The following is a 23619-nucleotide window of genomic DNA, read 5'->3' as shown; positions in this document are numbered from 1 at the left end:
TGGCGCCTGTGTTGTTTTTTGAATACATTATTCGTTGACAGGCATTACGATTCGGGCGCTTTTGGGCTATGTTAAACCTTAATGTTGATTTTTCGACCAAAGGAAAACCGCCCCACTGAAAGGGCGGTTAATTTAGTTGAACAAGATACGCCTAAATGTAAATGGAGTATGTTGGTTCACCGTATGTAAGAATATTATCATCGGTAAATCCAAGCCTCGTGTAGAATCTTTTGCCTGCATCGTTTTCAGGATGTACAGTCAAGCGAATGCGATGGCAAGAACGATGGTCGTTTTTGATGTGCTTAATCAACACGTCAATTGAAGCTGACCCTAATCCCCTTCTTTGAAACCTTTTATCAATGAAAAAATGAAAAAGCCAATAGTCTTCCTTGCTATCAGGTGTATAGTGCAAATTGAAGAAACCCACCATTTTATGCTGCTGGTAGACCCCATAAGGTTCGACTATCCTGCCATCTGGTCTGATGTACGCCTTGGCAAGAGCAATTGCAACAGGAGGTGTGACAGCGGCAACAAACTCTTGCTGCTCAACATTTACGGAAAGTCCAAGAGCCTCTCTCCAGTTTTCAGAAGTTATTCTTTTCAGAGTTACTTGAGACATACTCTTTATCACCCTATCCTAATACTTTGAATACCTCTTATTATTCTCTTTCTTCTTCAACAAACCTGCCCGTTTGTTCAGCAAGAAAAAGCTGCACGTCGAAGTTTGGTGTTCGTAACCGTTACAGTAAATAGGCAAGAGTTAACCAACATATGTTTCTTATTCGACGCCGTATTCTCATATTCCTTGCTGTCCAAATAACGGAACCAAGCCAGATAATGCTGCAAATACTTTGTCGCAACACCATTAAAGCGGTCCATCCATTTTTTTAGGCGGCTATGGTAACTGTTGACGTTTTGGATATGGTACACACCTTTCACACGCTGTTTCCCATCGGACTTGAAACGGTAATGAGCCAAACGTTTCGTATTTGCATAGGAGCTGAATGCTCTCCACGAATCGGTGCAAAGCACGTTTGAATCAGATAAATGACCGCCAACCGCTTCATCCAATTTCGCTGTCCGAATCCGCCCACGTCCAAGGACGCCAGAGTAAGTCATCATCTGACGGTCACGGGCAACCAACACACAAATTTGTATGCTTCTGCTCTTGAATTTCATCTATTGCTCGAACTGGAGTTGCCATTCCCTTGGTTCGGGACTGCAAAAAGTAGATAAGCTCGCTTTCCACTATCGTCCAATGCGGTTTAACATAGCCTAATTAAGAAGAAAAAAGTCATAAAGTCATGGAGATATTGCTAAAAGAAATAGTTGGATGGAAGTATTTGCTAATTCGACATTTTATATATGACATTTGTCATGTCTTCTACTTGACGTTTATGACTACATCGAACTGATTTCATTTTCTATAATGAATATATTGAACGAACTGCCGCTGTGATCGAATATGTTCTCAGGCGCTATATCTAGGAGGAAACCACATGAGCCAGTCTAAGCTAACCAATTTGAAAAAAGATATCGCTCCCTTTGAGAAAACCGATACCAAGTCGAGTATTCGACAGCTTATCAACACCTTAGGGCCTCTTCTTGCGCTCTATTATGCTGCGTATGTAAGCCTTTCCGTATCGTTCTGGCTGACACTCCCTATCGCAATCATCGCAGCCGGGTTTGTGATCCGTACTTTTATCATATTTCATGACTGCTGTCACCAATCTTTCTTCAAAAGCCAAGTGGCCAATGATATACTCGGCAATATAACGGGTATACTCACACTCGTTCCGTATCTGCAATGGAAAAACAGTCATGCCATTCATCATGCAACAAGCTCTAACTTAGACAAACGGGGAACCGGAGATATTTGGATGCTGACTGTGGACGAGTATGCCGCAGCTCCCTTATTAAAGAGAATAGCTTATCGCTTGTATCGGAATCCGATCACGCTGTTCGTACTCGGACCGATCTTCGTATTCGTCTTTCAATATCGCTTTAACCGCAGCGGCGCGAAGCGGAAGGAAAAAATCAACACGTATTTGACCAATGCAGCCCTCGTTTCTCTGTATGCGTTTATGTGCTGGGCAATTGGCTGGCAGGCATTCGTTATGGTTCAGGGTCCGATCTTTTTCGTATCCGGTATGTTGGGGATCTGGCTGTTTTATGTACAGCATCAGTTTGAAGATTCCTATTTTGAGAACGAAGACGAGTGGAGTTATGTGAAGGCTGCGGTGGATGGCAGTTCTTATTACAAGCTTCCCAAGCTTTTGCAGTGGATAACGGGGAATATCGGATTTCATCACGTTCATCATTTGAGTCCGAAAGTGCCGAACTACAACTTGGAAAAGGTGCATGATGCAACGCCGCCTCTTCATAAAGCGACAACCATTACAATCGCTACCAGTCTGGAGTCGATCCGTTTCAACCTTTGGGATGAGCAGAACAAAACGTTTGTCAGTTTCAAACAAATGAAGCATTTGCTCCGCGAGCCCGATTCTGTAGGAAATAACTTAAATACCCGCAAACCGAGTCTTCAAGGAAAATAATTTCAGGTCTATCTGTTTATGTTAAAATACAAGTAAATCTATGGGTGATGATAAAAGGGAGGGGGGAGTGGCCTTGAAGAATTGGTTTCATATTTTTCAAAAAAAGACAGGACTTAGTCCTTATGTGTGGGTCGTCTTTTATATCCTCCCTTTTTATTTTATTTTTCGTTCTTCATCCATGTACGAAATTGTGATCGGCATTAGTATGATTGTTGTGTTTTTTATTTGTTACGTACTCTCCTTTGTTTCCAAGGGGTGGCTGGTCTACTTTTGGACGAGTATGCAGATTGTGATTTCAGTCGCCATGAGCTTGCTGTTCGGCTATGTGTATTTCTCACTGTTCTTGGCTTTTTTTATTGGAAATATCCAAAATCGAATCGGTTTTTTTACGTTGTACGCCATTCATTTGATTAGCACGTTCGTCGCGATTAACGTCGGATTCGCAACCAAGAACCCCGTATTCATTAGCCAGCTGCCATTTGTCTTTGTTAGTCTGATTGCTGTCATACTCCTTCCGGTCAATACTTACAATAAGAATAAACGGGAACAATTACAGGGACAGCTGGAGGATGCCAATAAACGTATTTCTGAGCTGATCAAGCTGGAAGAACGTCAAAGGATTGCCCGGGATCTGCACGATACGCTTGGTCAGAAGCTTTCTTTGATTGGTATAAAGAGTGATTTAGCGGGGAAATTGATGACTAAGAATCCGATCAGGGCTCAGGCTGAAATCAACGATGTTCGTCAGACGGCCAGAAGCGCGTTAAAAGAGGTTAGGGAAATGGTCACCAAGATGCGTGGTGCAAGGGTAGAGGATGAAGTATTTCGAGTAAAGCAGATACTGAAAGCCGCTCAAATCGACTTCAACCTGGAAGGGGACCCGAAGCTGGCCAACACCTCCTTAATGAACGAAAATGTGGTGAGCATGTGCCTCAAGGAAGCTGTTACGAATATTGTGAAACATAGCAGCGCTTCTTCGTGTTCTGTCACCATTGAGCCATCGCCCTCCGATCTGGTTGTAAGTGTGCGGGATAACGGGATCGGTATCGCGGATTCTTCCAGCTTCTGTACAGGAAATGGATTGCGGGGCATGAAAGAGCGGCTCGAATTTGTGAACGGGAGTCTGGAAATCGTCTCAGACCAAGGAACGATGGTCGTGATTAAAGTGCCGAATATCACCAAGCAACCGGAAAAGGAGGCTGGAGCATGATTCGAATTGTCATCGCCGAAGATCAGCGGATGCTGCTGGGCGCTCTTGCTTCCTTGCTCGATTTGGAAGAGGATATGATCGTCGTTGGAAAAGCCGGCAATGGCGAGGAGGCTGTGAAGCTGGTTCACCTGCATAAGCCGGATATTTGCATCATGGATATTGAGATGCCAGTGAAGAGCGGGCTTGACGCGGCCGAGGAATTAAAGGGATTAGGCTGTAAGGTGATGATCCTTACTACCTTTGCCCGTACCGGATATTTTGAACGTGCGATCAAGGCGGGGGTAAACGGGTATTTGTTGAAGGATAGTCCCAGCGAGGAGCTGGCAGACTCAATCCGCAGCGTTATGGCCGGTCGACGCATTTATGCATCGGAGCTGGTGGATGAGGCGTATGGCCAGGAAAACCCGTTAACGGAGAGGGAGAATGAGGTGCTGGTCCTTATGGCCGACGGCAAAAATACGAAGGAAATCGCCAACCAGATGTATATTACCACCGGAACTGTCCGCAATTATATCTCAGGCATCCTTGATAAGCTTGATGTGAATAACCGGATCGAAGCTATAAAGCGGTTTAAAGAGAAGGGTTGGTTCAAATAGCAGGAGGTGACGGAGCTTAGTCGACCTGCTTTTTTCTTTGTATGCTGCAAGTAAGAAAGTAGTACAATATAGAAGCAAAAGGAGAGTGAAGCAGTTGAATCATATAGAAGTTAAAAGTGAGTTGCCTCCAAACTTTGAGGAGCTCAAAAAAGCTGCCAATCGAACATCAAATTGGAGAGAGCGTTTGGATGCGGTTGAAGAGTTAGGTCAGTGGAATAGCAGCCCAACCATCAACGTACTCATGCATGTAATGAAGGGCGATGCGGTTTATACAGTTCAAGAGGCGGCCTTCCATGAGCTCCGAAAATTTGGTGAAGATGTTCAATTACCGCCAAGGAAAAAAGGCGACTTGATTAAAGGAGCAACAAAAATCTTGGTAAGAATTAAGAAGAGTTTGCCAGAAGGGCATACATATGAAGAATTCAAAGAGAAGTTGAAAAAGACGAGAAGCGATTTATATGATACCTACGAAGGTGAAAAGGGCGCCGACTTTGATAAGTGGCTTGAAAACGCATGGGCTTCTTTAACGATAAGATAGGCTGAAAACGATCATAACACACCAAGTGCTGATACTGGAAAAAGGTGGCTCCCGAACATCGGGAGTCATCTTTTTTTCATATACAGACCTCAAAATTAGATTCAGAATCTCTTCGTACTGTTTATTTTCCAAAATCAATTTCTATCTTGATTTTTTCCGCACCACAAACATATACATACTACCGAGATGCAATTATCTACATAAAAAAGATTTATCTATTATTGGAGGGGATGACAATGATCAGACGTGTGAGCAAAGGATTCGTTATTGCCATTGTTTGTATCATGGCTTTAACCGCTTGCGGAGGTACGCCGCAGGAAGCATCTGTGCCCAAAGCATCTGAAGCGCAGAATGCGGGAGAGAAACCGTCCAGCCTGGTTATTGCGACAGGCGGCACGGCTGGCACCTATTATCCGCTAGGCGGCGGTATCGCCAACCTGATTAAAGAAAAGGCAAAAACGAACGCCACGGCACAGGTGACCGGCGCAGCAGTTGAAAATATGCGCTTAATCAGCAAGAAAGAAGTCGATCTGGCGATTACGCAAGGCGACATCGCGGATTACGCGGCTCTGGGCACGGAAATGTTTAAAGACGGCGCGGTCAAGAACCTGCAGGCCATTGGCGCGCTTTACCAGGAAACCATTCAAGTCGTGGTATCGGAAAAAAGCGGAATTAAATCCGTGTCGGAGCTGAAAGGCAAAAAAGTTTCCGTAGGCGCACCGGGCAGCGGAACAGAAGTGAACGCCAGACAAATTCTTGAAGCTTATGGTCTTACCTTTAACGATTTTAGCACAGAGCGTCTGTCCTTCGGCGATTCGGCGAAAAAAATCCAGGACGGCGGCTTGGATGCGGCATTCGTAACGGCGGGAGCGCCAACGGCAGCGATTAACGAGCTGGCTGCAACTACAGGCGTACAGATTCTAACGATCGAAGCTGACAAAATGAAGGCCATTACGGATAAATACAAGTATTACAGTCAGCAAGTGATTCCTTCCAAAACCTACCCTAAACAGGACGCCGAAGTAAAAACGGTCGCGGTTAAAGCGATTATGTCCATTCGTGCTGAGCTGGATACGCAGCTCGTCTATGACATCACCAAGACGATATATGAAAATACGCAGCCGCTGATCGCCATCAACGCCAAGGCGAAAGAAATCCAAACCGACAAAGCGCTGGAAGGTATCAGTATACCGCTGCATCCGGGTGCACAGAAGTACCTCAAAGAAAAAGGCGTTATAAAATGATGTACTTAAAACCAAGGGTGTGGGAGTGGGCTCCCGCACCTGTTTTTCTTCGAATATGGCTGTGGCCTATCCTTTTCGTAACCGTTGTTTCTGCAGCCATATGGTTATGGGCCTCTACCATCCCGGCCTTAACGATCAGGCAGGTGGCAGACGGCCAAGTCGTCTTTCAATCACGGATGGAAAAGAATGGACGATTCTCGCTTACGTATATTCATTCGATTCACCGCACGCCGATTGAGGAGCGTTTTTTCATTAATGAGAAAAGGCAAATGGTTCTGGACTCCATGGTATTTGAATCCTATGGGGTCGGGATTCCATCCTCGCTCGAAGGAAACGAAACCTTTCGAATGGAAAACGGAAAAATGCGGATTGAGAACATCCATCGGAACCTGGACATGTTTGAGCTTCGAATCGGGCAGGTGATTGCCGACCATAAACTGCTTCTGCGAGATCAAGTGATCCCTCTTTCGCAACTCAGTATGCCGGGTTCGGCGGTACGGTTTGAAATCAGCAGTCTGAATGTATGGGTTTATTTGAAAGGAGTGCTCCACATTGGCCGATAGCCCAAAGGCGTCAGAAATCGAAAAGGAAACCATGAGCCAGGAAGAAATACAGGAAATGATCGGCAAATATGATCCCGATTTCGCCTTTCGACGGCTTGAGGGAGTGATGAGAGCCTTTACGTTCGCGTTTGCCGTATTGTTTTCCTTGTATCAGCTGTATGTCAGCTTTTTTACCCCGTTCCCTGACCAAGTTCATCGTGCGGTGCACCTATCTTTTGGATTAGGCCTCATTTTTCTTTTATATCCTTCTACCAAAAAAGGGCGGGGCAGCCGAATCCCGTGGTACGACTATGTTTTGGCGGCGCTTGGTATCGGGGTGGGGCTGTACTGGCTACTGAACTATGAGGAACTGTTTAACCGTATCGGTAATTTTACGGTAACCGATTTTATCGTCGGCGGACTTGCGATGATTCTGGTACTGATTGCAGCGCTGCGTGTGGTCGGTATTCCCATCGTGACGATTGCGGCGGTGTTTCTGCTTTATGCCTATTTCGGCAATCATATGCCTGGATTTTTAGAGCATCGGGGCGTGTCGCTGGAACGGTTGATCAGCCAGATGTATTTCACATCTGAAGGGATTTTGGGGACTCCGCTGATGGTTTCTGCCAGCTTTATTTTTCTTTTCATTTTATTTGGTTCTTTTTTGGACAAAACGGGGGTCGGCGAATACTTCAACGATCTGTCCTTAGTCGTAGCGGGAAGGAGAATCGGAGGACCGGCCAAGGTAACGATATTCTCCAGCGCCTTACAGGGGACGATCAGCGGCAGTTCCGTCGCCAACGTTGTGACATCCGGAGCCTTCACGATCCCGATGATGAAGCGTCTTGGTTACCGGCGCGAATTTGCCGGAGCTGTCGAAGCGTCCTCTTCAACAGGCGGCCAAATTATGCCCCCGATCATGGGAGCGGCTGCCTTTCTAATGGCCGAATTCACGAACATTCCTTATTCCCAGGTGGCACTGGCCGCTTTAATTCCGGCGCTGCTGTTTTTTACCGGGATTTGGATTATGGTACACTTTGAGGCGAAGCGGCTTGGACTGAGGGGGCTTCTTCCGGAAGAACTTCCGAGGCGCAAAGAGGTTCTGCAAAAGCTGTATTTATTGATCCCGATCTTGGCGATTATCGGCTTTTTGATGTCAGGTATGTCCCCCATGCGTTCGGCCATCTACGGAATATTGTCTGTTATCGTTGTGGGCGCCGTCCGAAAGGCCACCCGTATGTCCTTTAAGGACATTTTATCGGCTTTGGAAGATGGGGCAAGATCCGCTCTCGGCGTGGTTGCTGCAACCGCTTGTGCGGGGATCATCGTCGGCGTTATCACATTGACGGGTATAGGCTTAAAATTCGCGAACGGCTTGTTGGAGCTGGCGGGAGGCTTGCTGCTGCCTACGCTTATCCTGACCATGCTGGCAAGCTTGGTGCTTGGTATGGGCACGCCGACTACGGCCAACTATATCATCACCTCTACGATCGCTGCGCCGGCCATTATCGCACTGGATTACCCTGTCCCCCTGCTGGCCGCTCACATGTTTGTGTTCTATTTTGGGATCGTAGCCGATATTACGCCACCTGTTGCGCTAGCATCCTTCGCAGCTTCCGGCATCGCCGATTCCAACCCGATGAAAACAGGCCTGGAATCGACACGTGTCGCGATTGCCGCTTTCATCATTCCTTTCATCTTCGTGTATCAGCCGCAGCTGCTGCTAATCGATACCACCTGGGCTGAAGCTGTCGGCGTTACGGTTACCGCTGTCATCGGCATGATCGGCGTCGGGGCGGGGATGATCGGATTCTGGTTGCGGCCATTGAACGCAGTCGAACGGCTTATCGTTATCGCAGCGGGGCTTCTGCTCATTATCCCAGGGCTTGTTACCGATCTTATCGGTATGGGTACGCTCGGGGTCATGTTCAGTTTGCAGTATGTTCAGGGGAAGAGGCGGAAGGGGAGTCTTAATTAGATGAAGTATATAGCGTAAATTGAAGCATCAAGAAGAGAAAAGAGGTACGTAAAAGGAGACGTGTGACTTTTTCGGTCCACGTCTTTTGATATGATTCCATTCCAAACACAAATGTTCCCGCATACGGTGCATGTGGAGTGTTGCTCACTGTTGGTCAGGAAAGACTAATAGTTGAGGTGTATTGGCGTATACAGCAACGGAGCGGGAGAAATCCCGCTTCTTTTTTTTGACAATAAGTTCAATTAGGGGCGGCTATTGATAGTCGTCCTTTGTTGTACCCCCCACCCATTGCCTGATGAATTAGTCATTACATCTGAGTCGATGTTAAGGCTTGTCATACCCGCCTGAAATTTCTGCAAATATCATCTGTACGCACAAAGGAAGCCCCAACCATATCGGCGGGGCAAATAAAGGAGCGTGATACTTCTATTATTAACATGAACATAGCTAATATACTATCTCCCTACCAAACTAAAATGCTTTAGAAAGTATCCCTATTCTTAAATCTCTTCCTCAGCCCAATGACTGAATTTTCATAGATACCATCATACAGCCTTCAATTACCTTAGCTTGCTTATGTCCCGCTTTTCTTCATGAGAACGGAATATAATCGATTCTTATTAAAGACTTATTACACGTCTCTACTCCTCTTTACGCTCTGTCTGTTCCGTAACTGCCCCAATTACCTATATTGTAGGTGACAATATTTGAAAGGAGTTGGAAGCATTGGAGCAGATGCTGACAATGCAGGAAGCTAAAGCCCTACTACGGGTTTCCTATCGAACGATTCATAGGCTTGTCTCGAACAACATTATTCCATCTGTGAAGGTTGGGCGGGTCATTAGAATCCCACAATCGGGGTTAAAGAAGTTCATTCTTAACGATACGTCAGGAGGTAGCGGCAATGATTATCAACAGTAAGACGGTCTCACTCACTGAAGCCGCTGCAATGCTAGGCATGAGCGAACAGAAGATTCTACAGCTTAGACAGCACGGGTACTTGGAGCAATCTAAGCCTGAGAATGGCAAGACACGAATTATCGTGAGCAGTCTTAAGAAGTACGCTAGTCGAAGCGGGAAAGCTCTTCAGGAAACCCTTACGCCCGTTGTAACACGTTCAGGGAGTCTTACCATTGGTGAGACAATGACCAAGCTAGGATTGCAAACTGAAGCGGCGGTACACAAGCTGATACAGGCGGGGAAACTTAAGGCAGGTTTTGAGGGCGGGGCTTACGTTGTTAATGCCCAAAGTTTACACGACTATGTTACGGGGCGGTGCTAATCATGCGAATGTATACATTGAATGAGATTTCAAATTTACTAACGAAAGCAAGTCCTACGAGAGTTTACACAATGCAACGTATCTGGAATTGGTGTCAAAATGAGGGGCTACGCTATGAAGCGATTCCTAACGGGATTCGTGGGGCTTCTTACAAGCCTGTATGGATTCGTGAGGACGAATTGAAACAGTTTTTACAGGAGAAGGGGTTCGACGTTGAAGCTGTCTGTCCAATGGCGGGCTAAAACGGCACTATAACATCCGTAAATAATGTACTTTTTGGACATGGGGGGGGGGAAAAAATTGAAAGACGTGACATGCTCGATAGACCGTGTTTCTGCATTGGCATACATTTCTGACCTATCATACTTTTCTAAGTCACTGGAATTGAATCCTTACATTGAAACAATCTACAGAAGCACTAGACAGGGCGACTATGATACAAATATCAAGTGTGTTGATGGAAGTTTTATACAGATAAATAGCAGAGAAAAAGGGGAGGAAAATGTTAGGGTAGACTTCAATCCCAACACATTACACGGGCGGGATACCTTTGTAGAAATGCAGAAAATCATTGCCTTTATGAAGCATCCCCGCATGACAGGAATTGATTTTGCGATTGATTACCACGGCTATGACTTGTCCAGTCTTTCAATCAGTACACCCCGTTCCATGAAGAAGGCGGTCTATTACGCTCCTTCAGACAAGCTGGAATCCATAACTATCGGAAGTGGCAACGGGGACAAGCGAATAAACTTCTATGACAAGGGATATAAGGAACGTAAGTTCTTACCGAAAAACCATCCCCATTGGTGGCGCATTGAAATGCAGAGGTCAAGGTTTAAGAATGAGGAAGACTATTTTACCAACCCATTTGAAGGTATGACCTTTACCCTCCCCGCTTCCTTCCCGCCTGATATGAAGGCGGCTGACAAAGCAATGCTTATAGGTCTGCAACAACAGCCTGAGTTATGGAGCGAGTTGGGGCGGAAGGTGAAAGAACGGTTGCGAGACCTGCACATACAGGCTTCAACAAGTTTAGACCCTCACCCCGCTGATGTATTTGAACTTTATAAAGAAGATTTGCAAAGGCAAATTCACGAAGTATTTATTCCTGCACTTCAAAATTCTCTATTTTATAAAGCGTTATAAACAAAAAGGATACCCGATTAACGAGTATCCTTTTTGCATTCAATCTCTAGTACTTAGCAACTATTATAAAGCGTTCCGAATTTGTCCTAATACCCTTCTGAGTTTGATTTTCATTAATAAACTGTTGGAGTATTTGGAAATCAACATCAGTCCGTCCAAAGTCGGGAATAATTGGAGTGTGTTTTAGTAAAAAAATCAGGTCTGCAGCCGTTTGGTAATATTCAATAACATTAAATTCAAATGCTTGAATGTCGCTAAAGCCCGCTTCGCTCAATTCAGTAATATATTGATGCTTTAATGTACCTGCCTTTGTTCCAAATGCCTGACCTCTTCCAAACGCTTCTTTAATATTTGATTTATCGTTTTCGCTTACTTGCTGAGTGAGGAATGTACCGCCCTTAATTAAAACTTTTGCGACTTCTTTTGCGAAAAATTCCGAATGTCTGCACGAGACTACATTAAAAAAGTCGTCAGGAAAATCCAATTTTTCAGCTTCCATCTTTAGAAAACGTACATTAGGTATGCCTGATTTAGCAGAATTTTTAGTTGCGGTTTCAATCATTCCAGTAGATTGATCAATCCCAACTAGAAGTAGTGCAGATTCGGCTATTGATAATATCGCTTCCCCGCCGCCAGTACCAATGTCAAGCAATATATCTGATTTCTTGCAGAACTTCGTTACTTCACGATACAAGTCCCATCTCGTTCCTTCAGAAACACATTTCACATTGCTGAAATCCCAACCGTTGATTTTGCCGACCTTATCATAAAATTCTTTGTAATCCAATGAATTCATTTTTATTCCACCTTCCAATGAGGTTAAAATGTTGACCGATAACATTCAATGTTTTAGCTTCATGAGACCAAAGGGCAGACTACCCCCTTGATGGCTGGTACGCGTTTTTTCCAGCCCGAAAACTAAATACCTCGAACGATACGGAAAGACATTCAATACACCCCATTTGAAAGATTGATTCAATTATAGTTCGAAGAGAGTTTGTCAATCAAGAAGTAAAAATAATTTGTGAATGTGATTCTGTATGTTTTATTCTCGCACCTTTTCCTCTGCATAGAACGACCACTGAGAGTAGGGGGCGATGACAACATGAAAATTGAAAGAACCTATGTCGGAAAAGATTCATTCCTAGCACTTTTTATGCCGTTTATTGAAGCAGAGATTGACAGAACAATAGAACGCCAAGAAGACATCAAGTATAATGCAGGTAACGCCAATACATCTCATAGTGAAGAGGTGGCGTAACTATGAGATGTGCAGTATATATCCGTGTTTCGACAGATAAAGAGGAACAAAAATCGTCTTTAGAGAATCAAAGAAGTTTATTCTATCAGTACCTAGAAGATAGGGGTTGGGATGTATTTGACTTCTATGTTGATGTTGAAAGCGGGACAACTGGTAAGAGGGAAAACCTGCAACGCTTGATACGAGATGCAAAGACTCGAAAATTTGATGTTATTGTTGCAAAAGAACTTTCACGGCTTGCTCGTAACGGAGGACTATCCTATCAAATTAGAGATATGGCTAGGGACAACAGTGTTCATATTGTTACACTAGACAATGCCATTAATACAATTGAAGGCAACGGTGAAATGTTTGGGCTGTATGCTTGGATGTATGAACAGGAATCACAGCGTACGTCCACCAGAATAAAAGCCTCTCTTAGCAGTAAGGCAAAGAAGGGTGAGTTCAAAGGCTCTGTACCACCATATGGTTACAGACTAAATAGCGGGAAACTTGTTCTTGCTGAGGACGACACACCGAACAATGTAAAACGGATATTTCGAATGTACTTAGATGGAAAGGGCTTTGATGCTATTGCACGTACTTTAACCCGTGAAGGCTGTCCTACACCTGCACAGGTTATTGGTAAGAAGAATGCTGGGCTGTACTGGCAAGGTACTTCTATTAAGAAAATTCTAAATAACCCACATTATGTTGGCGACTTAGTTCAAGGGCGGCAGACAACAGTAAGCGTTACATCAAAAGTACGTGAAGAAGTACCAAGGGATAAGCAAATTATTACTGAAGACGCTCACCATGCTATTATCTCTAGGGAAGATTTTGAAGCCGTACAACAGTACATGGAGGGGCGAAAGCGGCAACAAGCAAAGCCCAAGGCTAAGAAGCACCTATTTACTAACTATCTCTTCTGCGCCGATTGCGGCAAGGCTCTATGGTATGTCCATTATCGAAAGGGCTATGTATGCGGAAACTATTACAAGCATGGGAAGCACGTGTGCAGTCAGCATAGCGTTAAGGAAAAAGTACTCATAGGCGTAATCCTTGATGATATTCGTAACATGGCTAATACCCTCAATGAGAAAGAAATAATGGGGCGGCTAGAGGTAAAGACCTTACAAGCAAGAAAGCAATCAGAGAAGCAAATACAGTCTTTACAAAGGCGTATTGAAAAGCTGAAGGAACAAAAGACAGGGTTAATCAGACTATTGGCAAGCGGTACGATTGATGAGTCCGATTATAAGGAAGCAGCGGAGAGTGGCAATGCAGAACTCTGTAGCCTACAAGACCAGTTAAAAGGCTTCCAGTCTCTACAAGCAAGTAGTAGTACAGGGGAAAGTATCGTTCGATTGAAGAAGGAACTCAAGCAGTTCATGAAGTTGGACGAACTGACTTCTGAGATGGTGCATAGGTTTATTGATAAGATTGAAGTACAGGCGGATGGCTCGGTAAACATTCATTACAAGTTTACCGCCACCGCTCTTCTTACGGCTTAAATTAAGTGACCGACACTCAAGTCATGTGGAGTGTCTAATATTGATGGTACGAAAAGAGATGTGACAGTACTGGTCAAGGAAGTTGAAAGATAGGCAGGCGATTCGCAAAGCTAATAATTTCGTGCGATACTTGAGTAGATAAAAAAGATATTTATAAAATATAGAGGTTTAATAAAAGATGAGGTTCATGTTATGCCAAAAAACGATAATATGCTTGCAATTCTATGGATGTTGAATGCGGGCGTAAAAATGACTGCAAAACAAATATCCGAAAAGTTAGAAATAAATATAAGGACAGTTTATCGGTATATTGATGCACTATGTACTAGTGGAGTGCCTATAATATCCGACACAGGTCATAATGGCGGGTATAGCTTGCTAAATAATTTTATCAGAGCACCTCTGCTATTTGATATTGAAGAAAAAAAGGCACTCCTTCATGCTGCTGTTTTTGCAAAAGAAGCCGGATACCCTTTGAGTGAGGCATTAGGCAATGCGACATCAAAATTGAAAATGTATTCGAATCAGGAGCAGGAAAGTATACTTAGCCGTCATTTAGCCGGATTTGAAGTTATAAACCGTATGGGAGACCCTTCTGTTCAGCTGGTATTGGCGGAATTGGAGCAGGCTGTAGCAAATGAATTCTCTGTAGAAATTGATTATCGCACACGCCATGAAGAACAACCCAAGAATAGGGTGATAGACCCCTATGGAATGGTTTACTGGAACAATAAATGGTATACTGTTGCATTTTGCCACCTAAGGAATGAGATCCGCAGCTTTCGGGCAGAACGGATTCTACAAATCAAGCGTACTCAAATAATATTTAAGCGTTCCGAAGCTTTTTCGGCCCGTGAATTTTTTATGCAGAATCTGTTGCCTGATTTAGTGGGCAAGGACGGGTTAATTTCTTTAATTATCCGAGGCAGGTCAGAAGCATTGGATGACTTATGCCTACATTGGTTTTTGGGGCATCATCTGAAAGAGCGGGCATCAAACCAAGCAATCTTTTTACTTGAGGAACAATCAATTCATACATATGTCCCTTATCTTCTCCTATCCTACGGGAAATCGATTCAAGTAATCGAACCACAGAGTTTGAAGGAAAAACTTGTTGCTGTTGCGTCGGAGTTAATGGAATATTATCAACTTTAATAGCTTCACTGACAGCAGATGTCAGTGAAGCTATTCTATAATGATGATAATCAATGATTACCGATGGACGGTTGGTATCCCTTGATGAATTGTAAAATAAGGAGAACTTGCAAATGAATAATACGGTATATCTTTATGTGTTTGACACAATGTCAGACTGGGAAATAGGTTACTTAACTGCCGAATTGAACTCGGGAAGATATTATAAAAAGGGGCTGGCCGCATCAAAAATAGTTACCGTGGGAATTGAAAAGACTCCTGTAACTACAATGGGCGGATTGAAAATACTGCCTGACATCAAACTGGATGAGTGCAGCATTGAAAGCACAGATACATTAATTTTACCCGGTGGAGATACATGGACAGAAACCATTCACCAACCCATCTTAAAAATCGTTGAGAGGTGTTTAAAGGAAGGTATATTGGTTGCAGCGATTTGTGGTGCTACAATGGGACTTGCCCAGACAGGATTGCTGAATTCACGTTGGCATACAAGCAATGATCTGGAATACCTTAAAATGATCTGTCCCACTTACACGGGCGAAAAGTATTACAAAATGGAGTCTGTTGTAACTGATGGAAAACTGATCACTGCATCTGGAATAGCTCCGTTGGAATTTTCTGTACACGTCTTGAAAGCTCTGGGTGTGTTTAATTCAAAAACATTAGATGCCTGGTATAGTCTTAATAAGACTCATGAATCCAAATATTTCTATGAGTTGATGAATTCACTCCAATGAAGGTATAAGCATAAACCCCATTTATAACAGGCAATAAAATAATTGTTCATGTGGAATTAGATTTTGGAAATGGTTTTTTCAGCTGGGAGCAGTGAATCCGGCATATAAATTGGCCTTGCCGCCAGATGAAGACAATGCGTGTTACTTACGGCTTAAATTACAGTGACCGACACTCAAGTCATGTGGAGTCGGGTGGCTTTGTTAGTGCAGGGTGGTTGTCTGGTGATAAAAAAGTCGTGAACCCCTTAGCCAGTCCCGATGATGTAAAAAGTCATTGGGACTTTCTTTTTAACGGGAGTGATACATATCAAAAAAAATAGGCAGCCGTATTAGAATGATCAGAAAGATGAATAAGATTAATCAAGTTGATTTCTCTAATCGAATTGGTTTCTCAGGCTACGCTTAGCGAGTTGGAACAAGACAAATATAAGCCTACGGTTGATACCATCCTGCAATTGTTGAAGGATTCGAGGCGGATGTTGAATGGATACTTTTGGGTTCAATGAGTTCTGCAGGTAAGGCTTTTGGAATCAGAGGCATCAATGAAAAAGAGGCTAACATACTGCTACATTTTGGTAAATTAAAAACCGCTGATCAAGATAAAATTATTTGATTTCATAAAGTTGAAATTAGGGCGATATTAATGATTTAAAAATTTATAATGTTGTTCTATTATCCCTCACTGATCCACAGTGGGGACTTTTTTTATGCGAACAAATGCTAACTGATAAACGTTGTGGGAGCGAATGACAGGATGTGTTCCACTTAAGCTTCGAAAATTCGCCCCCGGGAATGCTGAGCGGAACTGTTTGATCCATTGAGTTTTAAATGGAATCCTGAATCAACCTCGAAAATTGTTGTTCTAAAACTGAGTTGAAAACAGTTGAAAATGAAAAGGAGGAAGAAATTTATTTGGCTCCAGTTTTTTTTGTATATTTTGTTTTGAGAATAATCTCCTCTAAGGTATTGATTGTTTCGTCAAATCTTTTCTTTATATCGTGTTCCCAGATTCGCAAAATGTTCCAACCATTTTCAACATAGTATTGTGTGGTTTCATGATCTCTTCTAACATTTCGAGCTATTTTGCTAGTCCAGTAATTGATATTCGATGAGGGTATTCGGCAGTGTTCTTCACAACCGTGCCAAAAACAAGAATCGATAAAAATAACTATCTTATATTTTTTTATGGCTATATCGGGTTTTCCTCGTAGATCTTTAACATTTTGCCTAAATCTAATTCCTCTTTTCCAGAGAGCCTTCGATACTTTCGTTTCCAAAGTAGTTTTTTTCCCTCTAACAGCTCTCATGATTTCACTTCTTTTTTCCTTAGAAAATGTATCAGTCATATTCCCCTACCCGCTTGGCATGAATTGCAGATCTAAATACAATTATTTCCCAACAATGGTTCTACTACAAGTCTTAATTGACAATAAAATTTTTGACCTAAATCTAACATTAGTATGAGGTTAATATTTATTAGTTTTAACTATCGAAAAAATACGGGTTAAATGTTAGAATTAAAAGATAGAACATTTGTTTTGTTACTTGGAGGTCCGACATGGAATCATTACATCAGAATACCTATTCATTCCTTGAATTTTTTGCAGGAAGCGGGCTAGTCGCACACGCACTAAAGCCTTATTTTAAAGCAGTATGGGCCAACGATATATGCGAGAAAAAAGCAGCAGTTTATGTAGCGAATCATGGTAAGAAACACTTCCACCTAAACGATATTCAACATGTGTGTGGGCTTGGTCTTCCACATGCAGATTTATCTTGGGCGAGTTTCCCTTGTCAAGATCTTTCTCTTGCTGGTTTAATTGCTGGTATTGAAGGTAAGCGCAGCGGCCTTGTTTGGGAATGGCTGCGCATTATGGACGAAATGCCCAAGATGCCACCTATTTTGGTAGCAGAAAACGTTGTTGGCCTGGTTTCCTCTAAGGGCGGACAAAATTATAAACTCCTTCACGAAGCACTTCGGACGAGAGGCTATAAGGCAGGTGCTATTATTCTTGATGCTGTTAGATGGGTTCCTCAATCAAGGCCAAGAGTATTTGTTATTGCAGTAAAAAAAGAAATTAAAATTCCGGAGAGCCTGATATCCGATACCCCGAATTGGCTACATAATGAAGCGGTAAAGAAAGCATCTAATGACTTAAAAGACTGGATATGGTGGCGAATCCCAGAGCCAGACATACGGAAAAACGTACTGGCAGATATTATTGAATGGGATGCTCCAGTAGACAACGAAGACACGACTTCCTACAATCTTAGTTTAGTCCCTCCGCTACATTTAGCAAAACTCAAAGAAGGTTTTCGTGTAGCTGCTGGGTACAAACGCACGAGAAACAAAAAACAGGTACTTGAATTACGGGTTGATGGGGTTGCAGGTTGTTTAAGAACTCCAGAAGGAGGAAGTAGCCGTCAATATGTCGTCTTAAACCAAAATGGGGCATTAAAAACACGGCTACTAACCACACGTGAAACAGCAAGATTAATGGGTGCGCCAGACAGCTATAAGTTGCCCGGAACATACAACAATGGATATAAGGCAATGGGTGATGCAGTAGCTGCACCAGTTGCTCAATATCTATCAGAACATCTTCTCTTCCCCCTAGCCGAACAGAGCAGGCAGCTGAAAGAAAGGGAGTTTAATGTTAATGTCGGATAAGTTGTTCCAGGAGTTAGAGAAATATAGAACAGAAAAAGGTTTGACCTCTAAAGGTCAACTTGCTGTTATCCTCCATGTATCACGCTTGGCTAAAAATAATGGACTTCCATTAGATCCAAGTACTCTTGTAGCAGAAAGTAAAGGACAAGTTCTAGGACTTGGGAAAGCAGCGGTGCAATCTATTCTAAAAGATCATGGAATTAACAGAGTACTTGCGGAGGAAGGTGGTAGAACAAGTAGGGGGAGCGTTGGAAACATGCAGGATTATGTTGCCTTCTTGAACAATCTTCATGCATCTTCCTTGGCGAATCTTGAAATCATAGAAAATTGGTGGATTCAACGGGTTCGAGATTATTTCAGTTCCCAACCTTTTACATTGCGTTATGATACAAGTAAATCAATACGGGCAATTGTCCGTGATCTCCTTTCACAAGCAATAAAACGTCAAAAGGAAAATCCAGGAACAATGTATGAAGGGGCTGTATTGCAGCATCTTGTTGGTGCCAAGCTTTCTCTTGTTTTAACAGATAAGCAAGTTGAGCATCATGGATTTTCCGTTTCTGATTCTGTAAGCGGTAGGAGTGGCGATTTTATTATCGACGATGTCATTATTCACGTTACAACTGCCCCAGGAGAAGCGCTTATGCGTAAATGCAAGCGAAACCTCGAATCTGGAGCTAGGCCAATTATCGTTACTACATACAGTAGTATGGCTGGCGCTGAATCGCTTGCACGAATTCAAGAGATTGATGGACGTATAGATTTGCTTGAAGCAGAACAGTTTATCGCGACAAACGTTTATGAGTTGAGTAAATTTCAAACAGCTGACCGGAAATTTACAGTCGAGAAACTAATCGATAAATATAATGAGATTGTAGAACTCTGTGAAACTGATCCAAGTATTAAGGTAACGATAGGATAGTACACTTTAGAAACGTCGTAGCAGATGATTTAAAATTGTTAGTTACGTCTCGATTTTTTATTGCATTTAGCAAATCAGCAACTCCACATCATAATTTGAAGATACTTCCCGCATGGCTGCGGGAAGTATCTTTTTATCATTCATTATCTTTTACTGATGCAGGAAGTAGTTTTTGCATTTGCTCGAAGTAACCTCGAATTGGTACGGGGTACAATTCCGATAAAGCTGGAACATTACCGCGCACTCTTTTCAATTCGGCCAAACGAGCAAAAATCGCCGATTTTAATTCGGCCTCTAACTTATGTCCGAATACTTTGCCTTTTTCATGCGCCTCATAGACAACAAAAGGCACAACTTTAACAAATTTTTTACCAGTCATAAAATTGTGATCTGTATCCTGGGCGAGTTTTGTTAATGCGATGGCTTGAACGATTAGCTTTATTTTTCGAGAGACCCGTGTAGCTGCATCCTTTAGATCACGTTTCCTCAACGAATCCATAAATTCGTATCTCGGTAAAATAATGGGCGGATTTCCCCAAGTGTGACCAATATAGAACATCACATAATCAGCTTCTTTTAACATACGGACGTAAGCATCATCTTCAATGCCCACACCATCAAAATACGGTCTACTGCCACCATATTTATTATACTCCACAAGTTGCTTGTTTTTACGATCCTCAAAAAAATCAACCCAGTTATCATCCTCGTACTTCCTTCTGGAGAAATGAGTAACTAATTGCGGAAAAGGTCGAAGGATGGAGAAAGTTACCCAAAAAACACCTTCCTCTGGTTTCCCAAGTGTCGAGAGCAATTTAGTCATTGCAACATTATCAGAAATATTTGCTGCCCTAGACAAATCCCAAAACGGATCGATAGGTCTGCCAAATCTACGTTTAGAGCCGCATGATATATACCAATTTAACAACTCAGAAAAAGCTTTCAATTGTGTGGATTTGACGGTTCCCGCAAATACAGTGCTTGAGGATTCTTTAACAATTCGTAAAATGTTGTGGCTCAATCGAATGCCTTCTTGACTCATTTCTCCGTAAGAATCTAATCTTTCATAGTGATTAAGCTCTCGTTCTTGAGGAACAACTGATCCATCCCTAAAATGAACTTGGGAGCGTGGCAACAGTTTTCCTGCACCTCGAGAGGAATCGCTACCAAGTGCGCGAGCTGTTCCTGTGATAATTCGCTCATCAATTCTGTACTGAATAACATCTAGCGCAGACTTCTTCATGTGTTCATATTCAGATTGTTCAAGTTCAGGGAACCAAGAAGGACTAAGAACCATCCCTCTATTACTAGGTTCCTCGAGGGCAGCTCTTGTCATCGGCACTCCGTGATAAGGGAATTCATACTCGTTAGGTTGATTATTTTCTGCAATTGAAACATATGCAATACTGTTGTTAAAGGTTAATACCGAGTTATTATCATCCTCTGAATATGCCTGTGCAGTTACTCCTCGGACCAACCCAGCATGCATGCTTCCATCACTTCCAGAAACAGTAAGCTTTTTAGCATCGTCAGATTGAAGAAAATCGCTAACATCAACCTGATAGATACACCTATCCCCAAACACACGTTTTTTTAATGTATCCTTCACTTTGTTCCAATTTGGTTTAATAGTGGTTCTATTCTTCATTAAGCGATTTAGATCTTGAGTATCTAATATCGATACTGGAATCCCATAATAACTGTGTACGATTGTACTAAGACGTTTATGCCTTTGTTCAAGTTCAGTTTCAACAGAGTCATCTCTTGTCTCGGCATCGTTGAAATCGTCAAGAGTTTCGTTTAGCTTTCTTACTTCATCTTGGAGCATTTCAAGAACTAGTTGTACAGGCTCTTCTTCTAAGAGCGCTTCTGCAGCTTTGTGCAAAGCTTCCGATTGATTTCGTTCAAAATAATCCAATGCATCAATGTACTTAGCAAGTGCTTCGGGTGCGGTTAACGACAAAAGGTTCTCATTAATATCATTGAGTGTCATCGAATTTTCTGGAATTAGGTAGGGGGTTGGTTTGTAGAAGCGAATTGTTGTATCCGCATTCTCTGTTTCTTCAATCTTGCCCCTTGAAATCATCTTTGTAAAGATTCGATGATATGCCTGCAATGTAATATTGTCACCGATTCCGAAAGGAAAATGTTCAGGGTCGTTTGCTCGGCTCAAAGTCTCCCATACTTCACGAATAGGTGCCCCTACAGGCATTTTCCACCGTAAATAACGAATTATTGAAGCTTCTCTATAGGGCATCTCAATAACTTTCTGGGCCATTTACATCTCTCCGTTCAACTTCAAGATTTCTTTTCTTGGTCCAGCCCCGCTTTTCGAAGTCTGACCAAATGTCTGGTGTGGCTCCTCCATGAGTAGTATTTCTTTTGCGAATATTAACTACCGTGGCGTGCTTAATGGTTTCAGCCGCGCCAGTAATAATACAAGTTCCCACCGGCATCTTCGGCAATCCTTTAATTAAATAGTCAGATGCGTCCGAAAAAACACCGCGTAAGGCATTAAGTTGATCAGGTTCGATTGCATGAAGAAATCTGGTTAACAACCGTTTTAAAACGGAAGTATCCACGTCTGCTGGACTTTGAGTTGTTAAAATCAATCCTAATCTGTAGTGACGTCCAATTCTTGCAATTTCTCGTAGCACCTGTGTTGTAATTGAAGAATCATCCTTTGGAGCAACCAAATGAAATTCGTCAATGGATAACATGGTGAAAGGGATCTTCTTTTCTTTGGCTAATCTCTGTAAATCACGAGCAATAGAAGCAACGATTAATCGCAAATCTGTTACAAGCAGTCCCCTGCAGTCAATATTTATTATCCTACCTGGTCTGATTTCATTTTCCCATGAAAAAGGTTCTCCAATGTAAGGAACTTTGCTAAGACTTTCAGCACGTAAAGATGCGGGCTTGTAGGTATTAGCCTTCATATCCAAATCGGGGGCCAATTCTTCTATTTTCCTGCATAAATCGTCCACATCAAAATGCACTCCGAGGGCTAACGTTTTCTGCTTTACTAAAACTTCGTGTGCATATTTAACAAGTGTTTCTATATTTGTGCCCCGATTTATCGCGGGAATAGCATTAATGATGTCTTCACCTGTCAGCGCACTTAGAGGCAAGGTAAACCCATCTTTTCCGGGTTGTAAGTTTATACCTCCAAGCTCTTGGGTGGCTTCAATCATTTCGCCTTGAACATCGATATTTATTTGAGGAACACCTAAACTTGCTAATTCTTCTGCAAGAACCCCTCTTGTGTAACTCTTGCCTGTACCAATGCCACCTCCAATAAAGATGTGGCGCTGAATGATATTCCTCTTCAATATTGCCGTTACAGCTGTTCCCCTTACTTTTCCAATATTAATACCAAAGGTTTCGTCCTTTTCAAGACCAAGAGAAGGTGCTACTATTTCCGAAGGAGCCTCAAATACATAAAGCCCGGCTCTTGGAAGTGACTCAACAGAGTGAACTTCAAGAACCTCGCCTATATTCGAAACGATAGCCTCCTCCAATAATTCAAGCTCTGCAACCCTATAAATAATTGTCGATTGCCCTTCTGGCGAATATTTTGTCTCAAATGGTATTACATCGCTAACCGTGGAACTCAATGCGTCTTCGTGAGGATTGACATCTTTTACATTATCGACCCTTCCCAAGATAACAACAATGCGACCATTCTCATCAGTTGTTGGTATAACGACCATTCTTCCGAATGTTGTAGTATATTTTGGTCGTATCCTCATCCTCGCATCGGATAAATTTGGGCCATTTCCATCAAAAATAACTTGTCCAATCGGTCTTCCTAATTTCGCAAGGAAACCTTCGTATGCTAAGTTGCTTATTGCCATTTTTAACCGCTCCTTTTAATCATTAACCGTTAATTAATTTTTGGTTAATGAGTTATGGCTTCAATTATCTCCACAATTCTGTATTTAATACAATCTCGATAAAAGAATTTTAATTCCTATTGAAGAGGACTGTAGGGTATTGGGTTCAGATAATCGATTATGTTTTTTGGGCTAACCGTTGAGACAGATTAAGGAGAATTTGGTGAAGCAAGTGGGATACTCGAATATTCCTATAGCTATAAATTAGACAAGACCTGCTGAGATATGACAAGAAGGCTATGATACTTCTAGGTTACTTACCTCTTACGAACTAGGCGCACGTTTCCCGATTCCAAATTTTTCATTGACAATATCTGGTCACGAAGTTAATATTTCAATATCTAAAACGACAACGAAAGGAGCACGGCGAAGATGAATTTGGTACAG

At 42.6% G+C, this 23619-nt stretch carries 22 protein-coding genes and 2 pseudogenes; 18 read left to right on the top strand and 6 right to left on the bottom strand.

Features of this window, described 5'->3' with window-relative positions; genetic code table 11:
• Positions 1-151 precede the first annotated feature (151 nt).
• On the bottom strand, positions 152-619 hold the full coding sequence (locus ICC18_RS24485; RefSeq protein ID WP_188177072.1) for a GNAT family N-acetyltransferase: 468 nt from the start codon (positions 617-619) through the stop codon (positions 152-154).
• 77 nt (positions 620-696) lie between these two features.
• Positions 697-1155: pseudogene (locus tag ICC18_RS24480) on the bottom strand (IS1595 family transposase); the annotation flags it as partial.
• Positions 1156-1499: 344 nt separating this feature from the next.
• On the opposite strand from ICC18_RS24480, the gene desA reads away from it, so the two are divergent.
• From desA to ICC18_RS24425, 11 genes are all read left to right on the top strand, one after another.
• On the top strand, positions 1500-2555 hold the full coding sequence (desA, locus tag ICC18_RS24475; RefSeq protein WP_188177071.1) for a Delta(5) desaturase DesA: 1056 nt from the start codon (positions 1500-1502) through the stop codon (positions 2553-2555).
• Between the two features lie 73 nt (positions 2556-2628).
• Complete coding sequence (locus tag ICC18_RS24470) at positions 2629-3765, top strand: sensor histidine kinase (protein WP_282559207.1); 1137 nt, start codon at positions 2629-2631, stop codon at positions 3763-3765.
• Positions 3762-4361 (top strand): response regulator transcription factor, encoded by a 600-nt coding sequence (locus ICC18_RS24465; RefSeq protein WP_188177069.1) that lies wholly within the window; start codon positions 3762-3764, stop codon positions 4359-4361. Before ICC18_RS24470 ends, ICC18_RS24465 begins: the two co-directional genes overlap by 4 nt.
• Positions 4362-4455: 94 nt before the next feature.
• Positions 4456-4899, top strand: a complete 444-nt coding sequence (locus tag ICC18_RS24460) for a HEAT repeat domain-containing protein (protein ID WP_188177068.1) — start codon at positions 4456-4458, stop codon at positions 4897-4899.
• A 236-nt stretch (positions 4900-5135) separates the two neighbouring features.
• Positions 5136-6143: a TAXI family TRAP transporter solute-binding subunit gene (locus ICC18_RS24455; RefSeq protein ID WP_188177067.1), complete on the top strand. Its 1008-nt coding sequence runs from the start codon at positions 5136-5138 to the stop codon at positions 6141-6143.
• Complete coding sequence (locus tag ICC18_RS24450; protein ID WP_188177066.1) at positions 6140-6706, top strand: DUF1850 domain-containing protein; 567 nt, start codon at positions 6140-6142, stop codon at positions 6704-6706. Before ICC18_RS24455 ends, ICC18_RS24450 begins: the two co-directional genes overlap by 4 nt.
• Positions 6707-6737: 31 nt before the next feature.
• Entirely contained in the window at positions 6738-8663 is a 1926-nt protein-coding gene (locus tag ICC18_RS24445) for a TRAP transporter permease (protein ID WP_188177158.1), read from the top strand.
• A gap of 735 nt (positions 8664-9398) precedes the next feature.
• Positions 9399-9584, top strand: a complete 186-nt coding sequence (locus tag ICC18_RS34840; protein ID WP_223192845.1) for a helix-turn-helix domain-containing protein — start codon at positions 9399-9401, stop codon at positions 9582-9584.
• A complete protein-coding gene (locus ICC18_RS24435; RefSeq protein WP_188177064.1) occupies positions 9568-9945 on the top strand; it encodes a helix-turn-helix domain-containing protein in 378 nt (125 codons plus the stop codon). Before ICC18_RS34840 ends, ICC18_RS24435 begins: the two co-directional genes overlap by 17 nt.
• Positions 9946-10016: 71 nt before the next feature.
• Positions 10017-10187 (top strand): hypothetical protein, encoded by a 171-nt coding sequence (locus ICC18_RS24430; RefSeq protein ID WP_188177063.1) that lies wholly within the window; start codon positions 10017-10019, stop codon positions 10185-10187.
• Between the two features lie 58 nt (positions 10188-10245).
• Positions 10246-11094 (top strand): hypothetical protein, encoded by an 849-nt coding sequence (locus ICC18_RS24425; RefSeq protein WP_188177062.1) that lies wholly within the window; start codon positions 10246-10248, stop codon positions 11092-11094.
• Positions 11095-11140: 46 nt separating this feature from the next.
• Here ICC18_RS24425 and ICC18_RS24420 read toward each other — a convergent pair whose 3' ends face one another.
• Positions 11141-11890: a class I SAM-dependent methyltransferase gene (locus ICC18_RS24420; protein WP_188177061.1), complete on the bottom strand. Its 750-nt coding sequence runs from the start codon at positions 11888-11890 to the stop codon at positions 11141-11143.
• A gap of 309 nt (positions 11891-12199) precedes the next feature.
• On the opposite strand from ICC18_RS24420, the gene ICC18_RS24415 reads away from it, so the two are divergent.
• The 5 genes and pseudogenes from ICC18_RS24415 to ICC18_RS34835 all read left to right on the top strand — a co-directional run.
• Complete coding sequence (locus ICC18_RS24415) at positions 12200-12355, top strand: hypothetical protein (protein WP_188177060.1); 156 nt, start codon at positions 12200-12202, stop codon at positions 12353-12355.
• 2 nt (positions 12356-12357) lie between these two features.
• Complete coding sequence (locus tag ICC18_RS24410; RefSeq protein ID WP_188177059.1) at positions 12358-13848, top strand: recombinase family protein; 1491 nt, start codon at positions 12358-12360, stop codon at positions 13846-13848.
• A 192-nt stretch (positions 13849-14040) separates the two neighbouring features.
• Positions 14041-15003 (top strand): helix-turn-helix transcriptional regulator, encoded by a 963-nt coding sequence (locus ICC18_RS24405; RefSeq protein ID WP_188177058.1) that lies wholly within the window; start codon positions 14041-14043, stop codon positions 15001-15003.
• Positions 15004-15116: 113 nt separating this feature from the next.
• The gene (locus tag ICC18_RS24400; RefSeq protein WP_188177057.1) at positions 15117-15743 is read left to right on the top strand and encodes a type 1 glutamine amidotransferase family protein; all 627 of its coding nucleotides are present in this window, start codon (positions 15117-15119) and stop codon (positions 15741-15743) included.
• A 17-nt stretch (positions 15744-15760) separates the two neighbouring features.
• Positions 15761-15888 (top strand): annotated as a pseudogene (locus tag ICC18_RS34835) (VOC family protein); the annotation flags it as partial.
• Between the two features lie 763 nt (positions 15889-16651).
• On the opposite strand, the gene ICC18_RS24395 reads toward ICC18_RS34835, so the two are convergent.
• Complete coding sequence (locus tag ICC18_RS24395; protein WP_188177056.1) at positions 16652-17089, bottom strand: very short patch repair endonuclease; 438 nt, start codon at positions 17087-17089, stop codon at positions 16652-16654.
• Positions 17090-17301: 212 nt separating this feature from the next.
• On the opposite strand from ICC18_RS24395, the gene ICC18_RS24390 reads away from it, so the two are divergent.
• A complete protein-coding gene (locus tag ICC18_RS24390; RefSeq protein WP_188177055.1) occupies positions 17302-18414 on the top strand; it encodes a DNA cytosine methyltransferase in 1113 nt (370 codons plus the stop codon).
• Positions 18404-19336 (top strand): DUF4928 family protein, encoded by a 933-nt coding sequence (locus ICC18_RS24385; protein ID WP_188177054.1) that lies wholly within the window; start codon positions 18404-18406, stop codon positions 19334-19336. The genes ICC18_RS24390 and ICC18_RS24385 overlap by 11 nt, the downstream gene beginning before the upstream one ends.
• 136 nt (positions 19337-19472) lie before the next feature.
• Here ICC18_RS24385 and ICC18_RS24380 read toward each other — a convergent pair whose 3' ends face one another.
• Both ICC18_RS24380 and ICC18_RS24375 read right to left on the bottom strand, forming a co-directional pair.
• Positions 19473-21614, bottom strand: a complete 2142-nt coding sequence (locus tag ICC18_RS24380) for a hypothetical protein (RefSeq protein WP_188177053.1) — start codon at positions 21612-21614, stop codon at positions 19473-19475.
• Entirely contained in the window at positions 21595-23193 is a 1599-nt protein-coding gene (locus ICC18_RS24375; RefSeq protein WP_188177052.1) for an ATP-binding protein, read from the bottom strand. Before ICC18_RS24375 ends, ICC18_RS24380 begins: the two co-directional genes overlap by 20 nt.
• Positions 23194-23619 lie beyond the last annotated feature (426 nt).

Source organism: Paenibacillus sedimenti (assembly GCF_014534655.1).
Taxonomy (GTDB): domain Bacteria; phylum Bacillota; class Bacilli; order Paenibacillales; family NBRC-103111; genus Paenibacillus_E; species Paenibacillus_E sedimenti.
The sequence above is the reverse complement of the archived record's forward strand: the minus strand, read 5'-3'. Positions and strand labels throughout refer to the sequence as shown.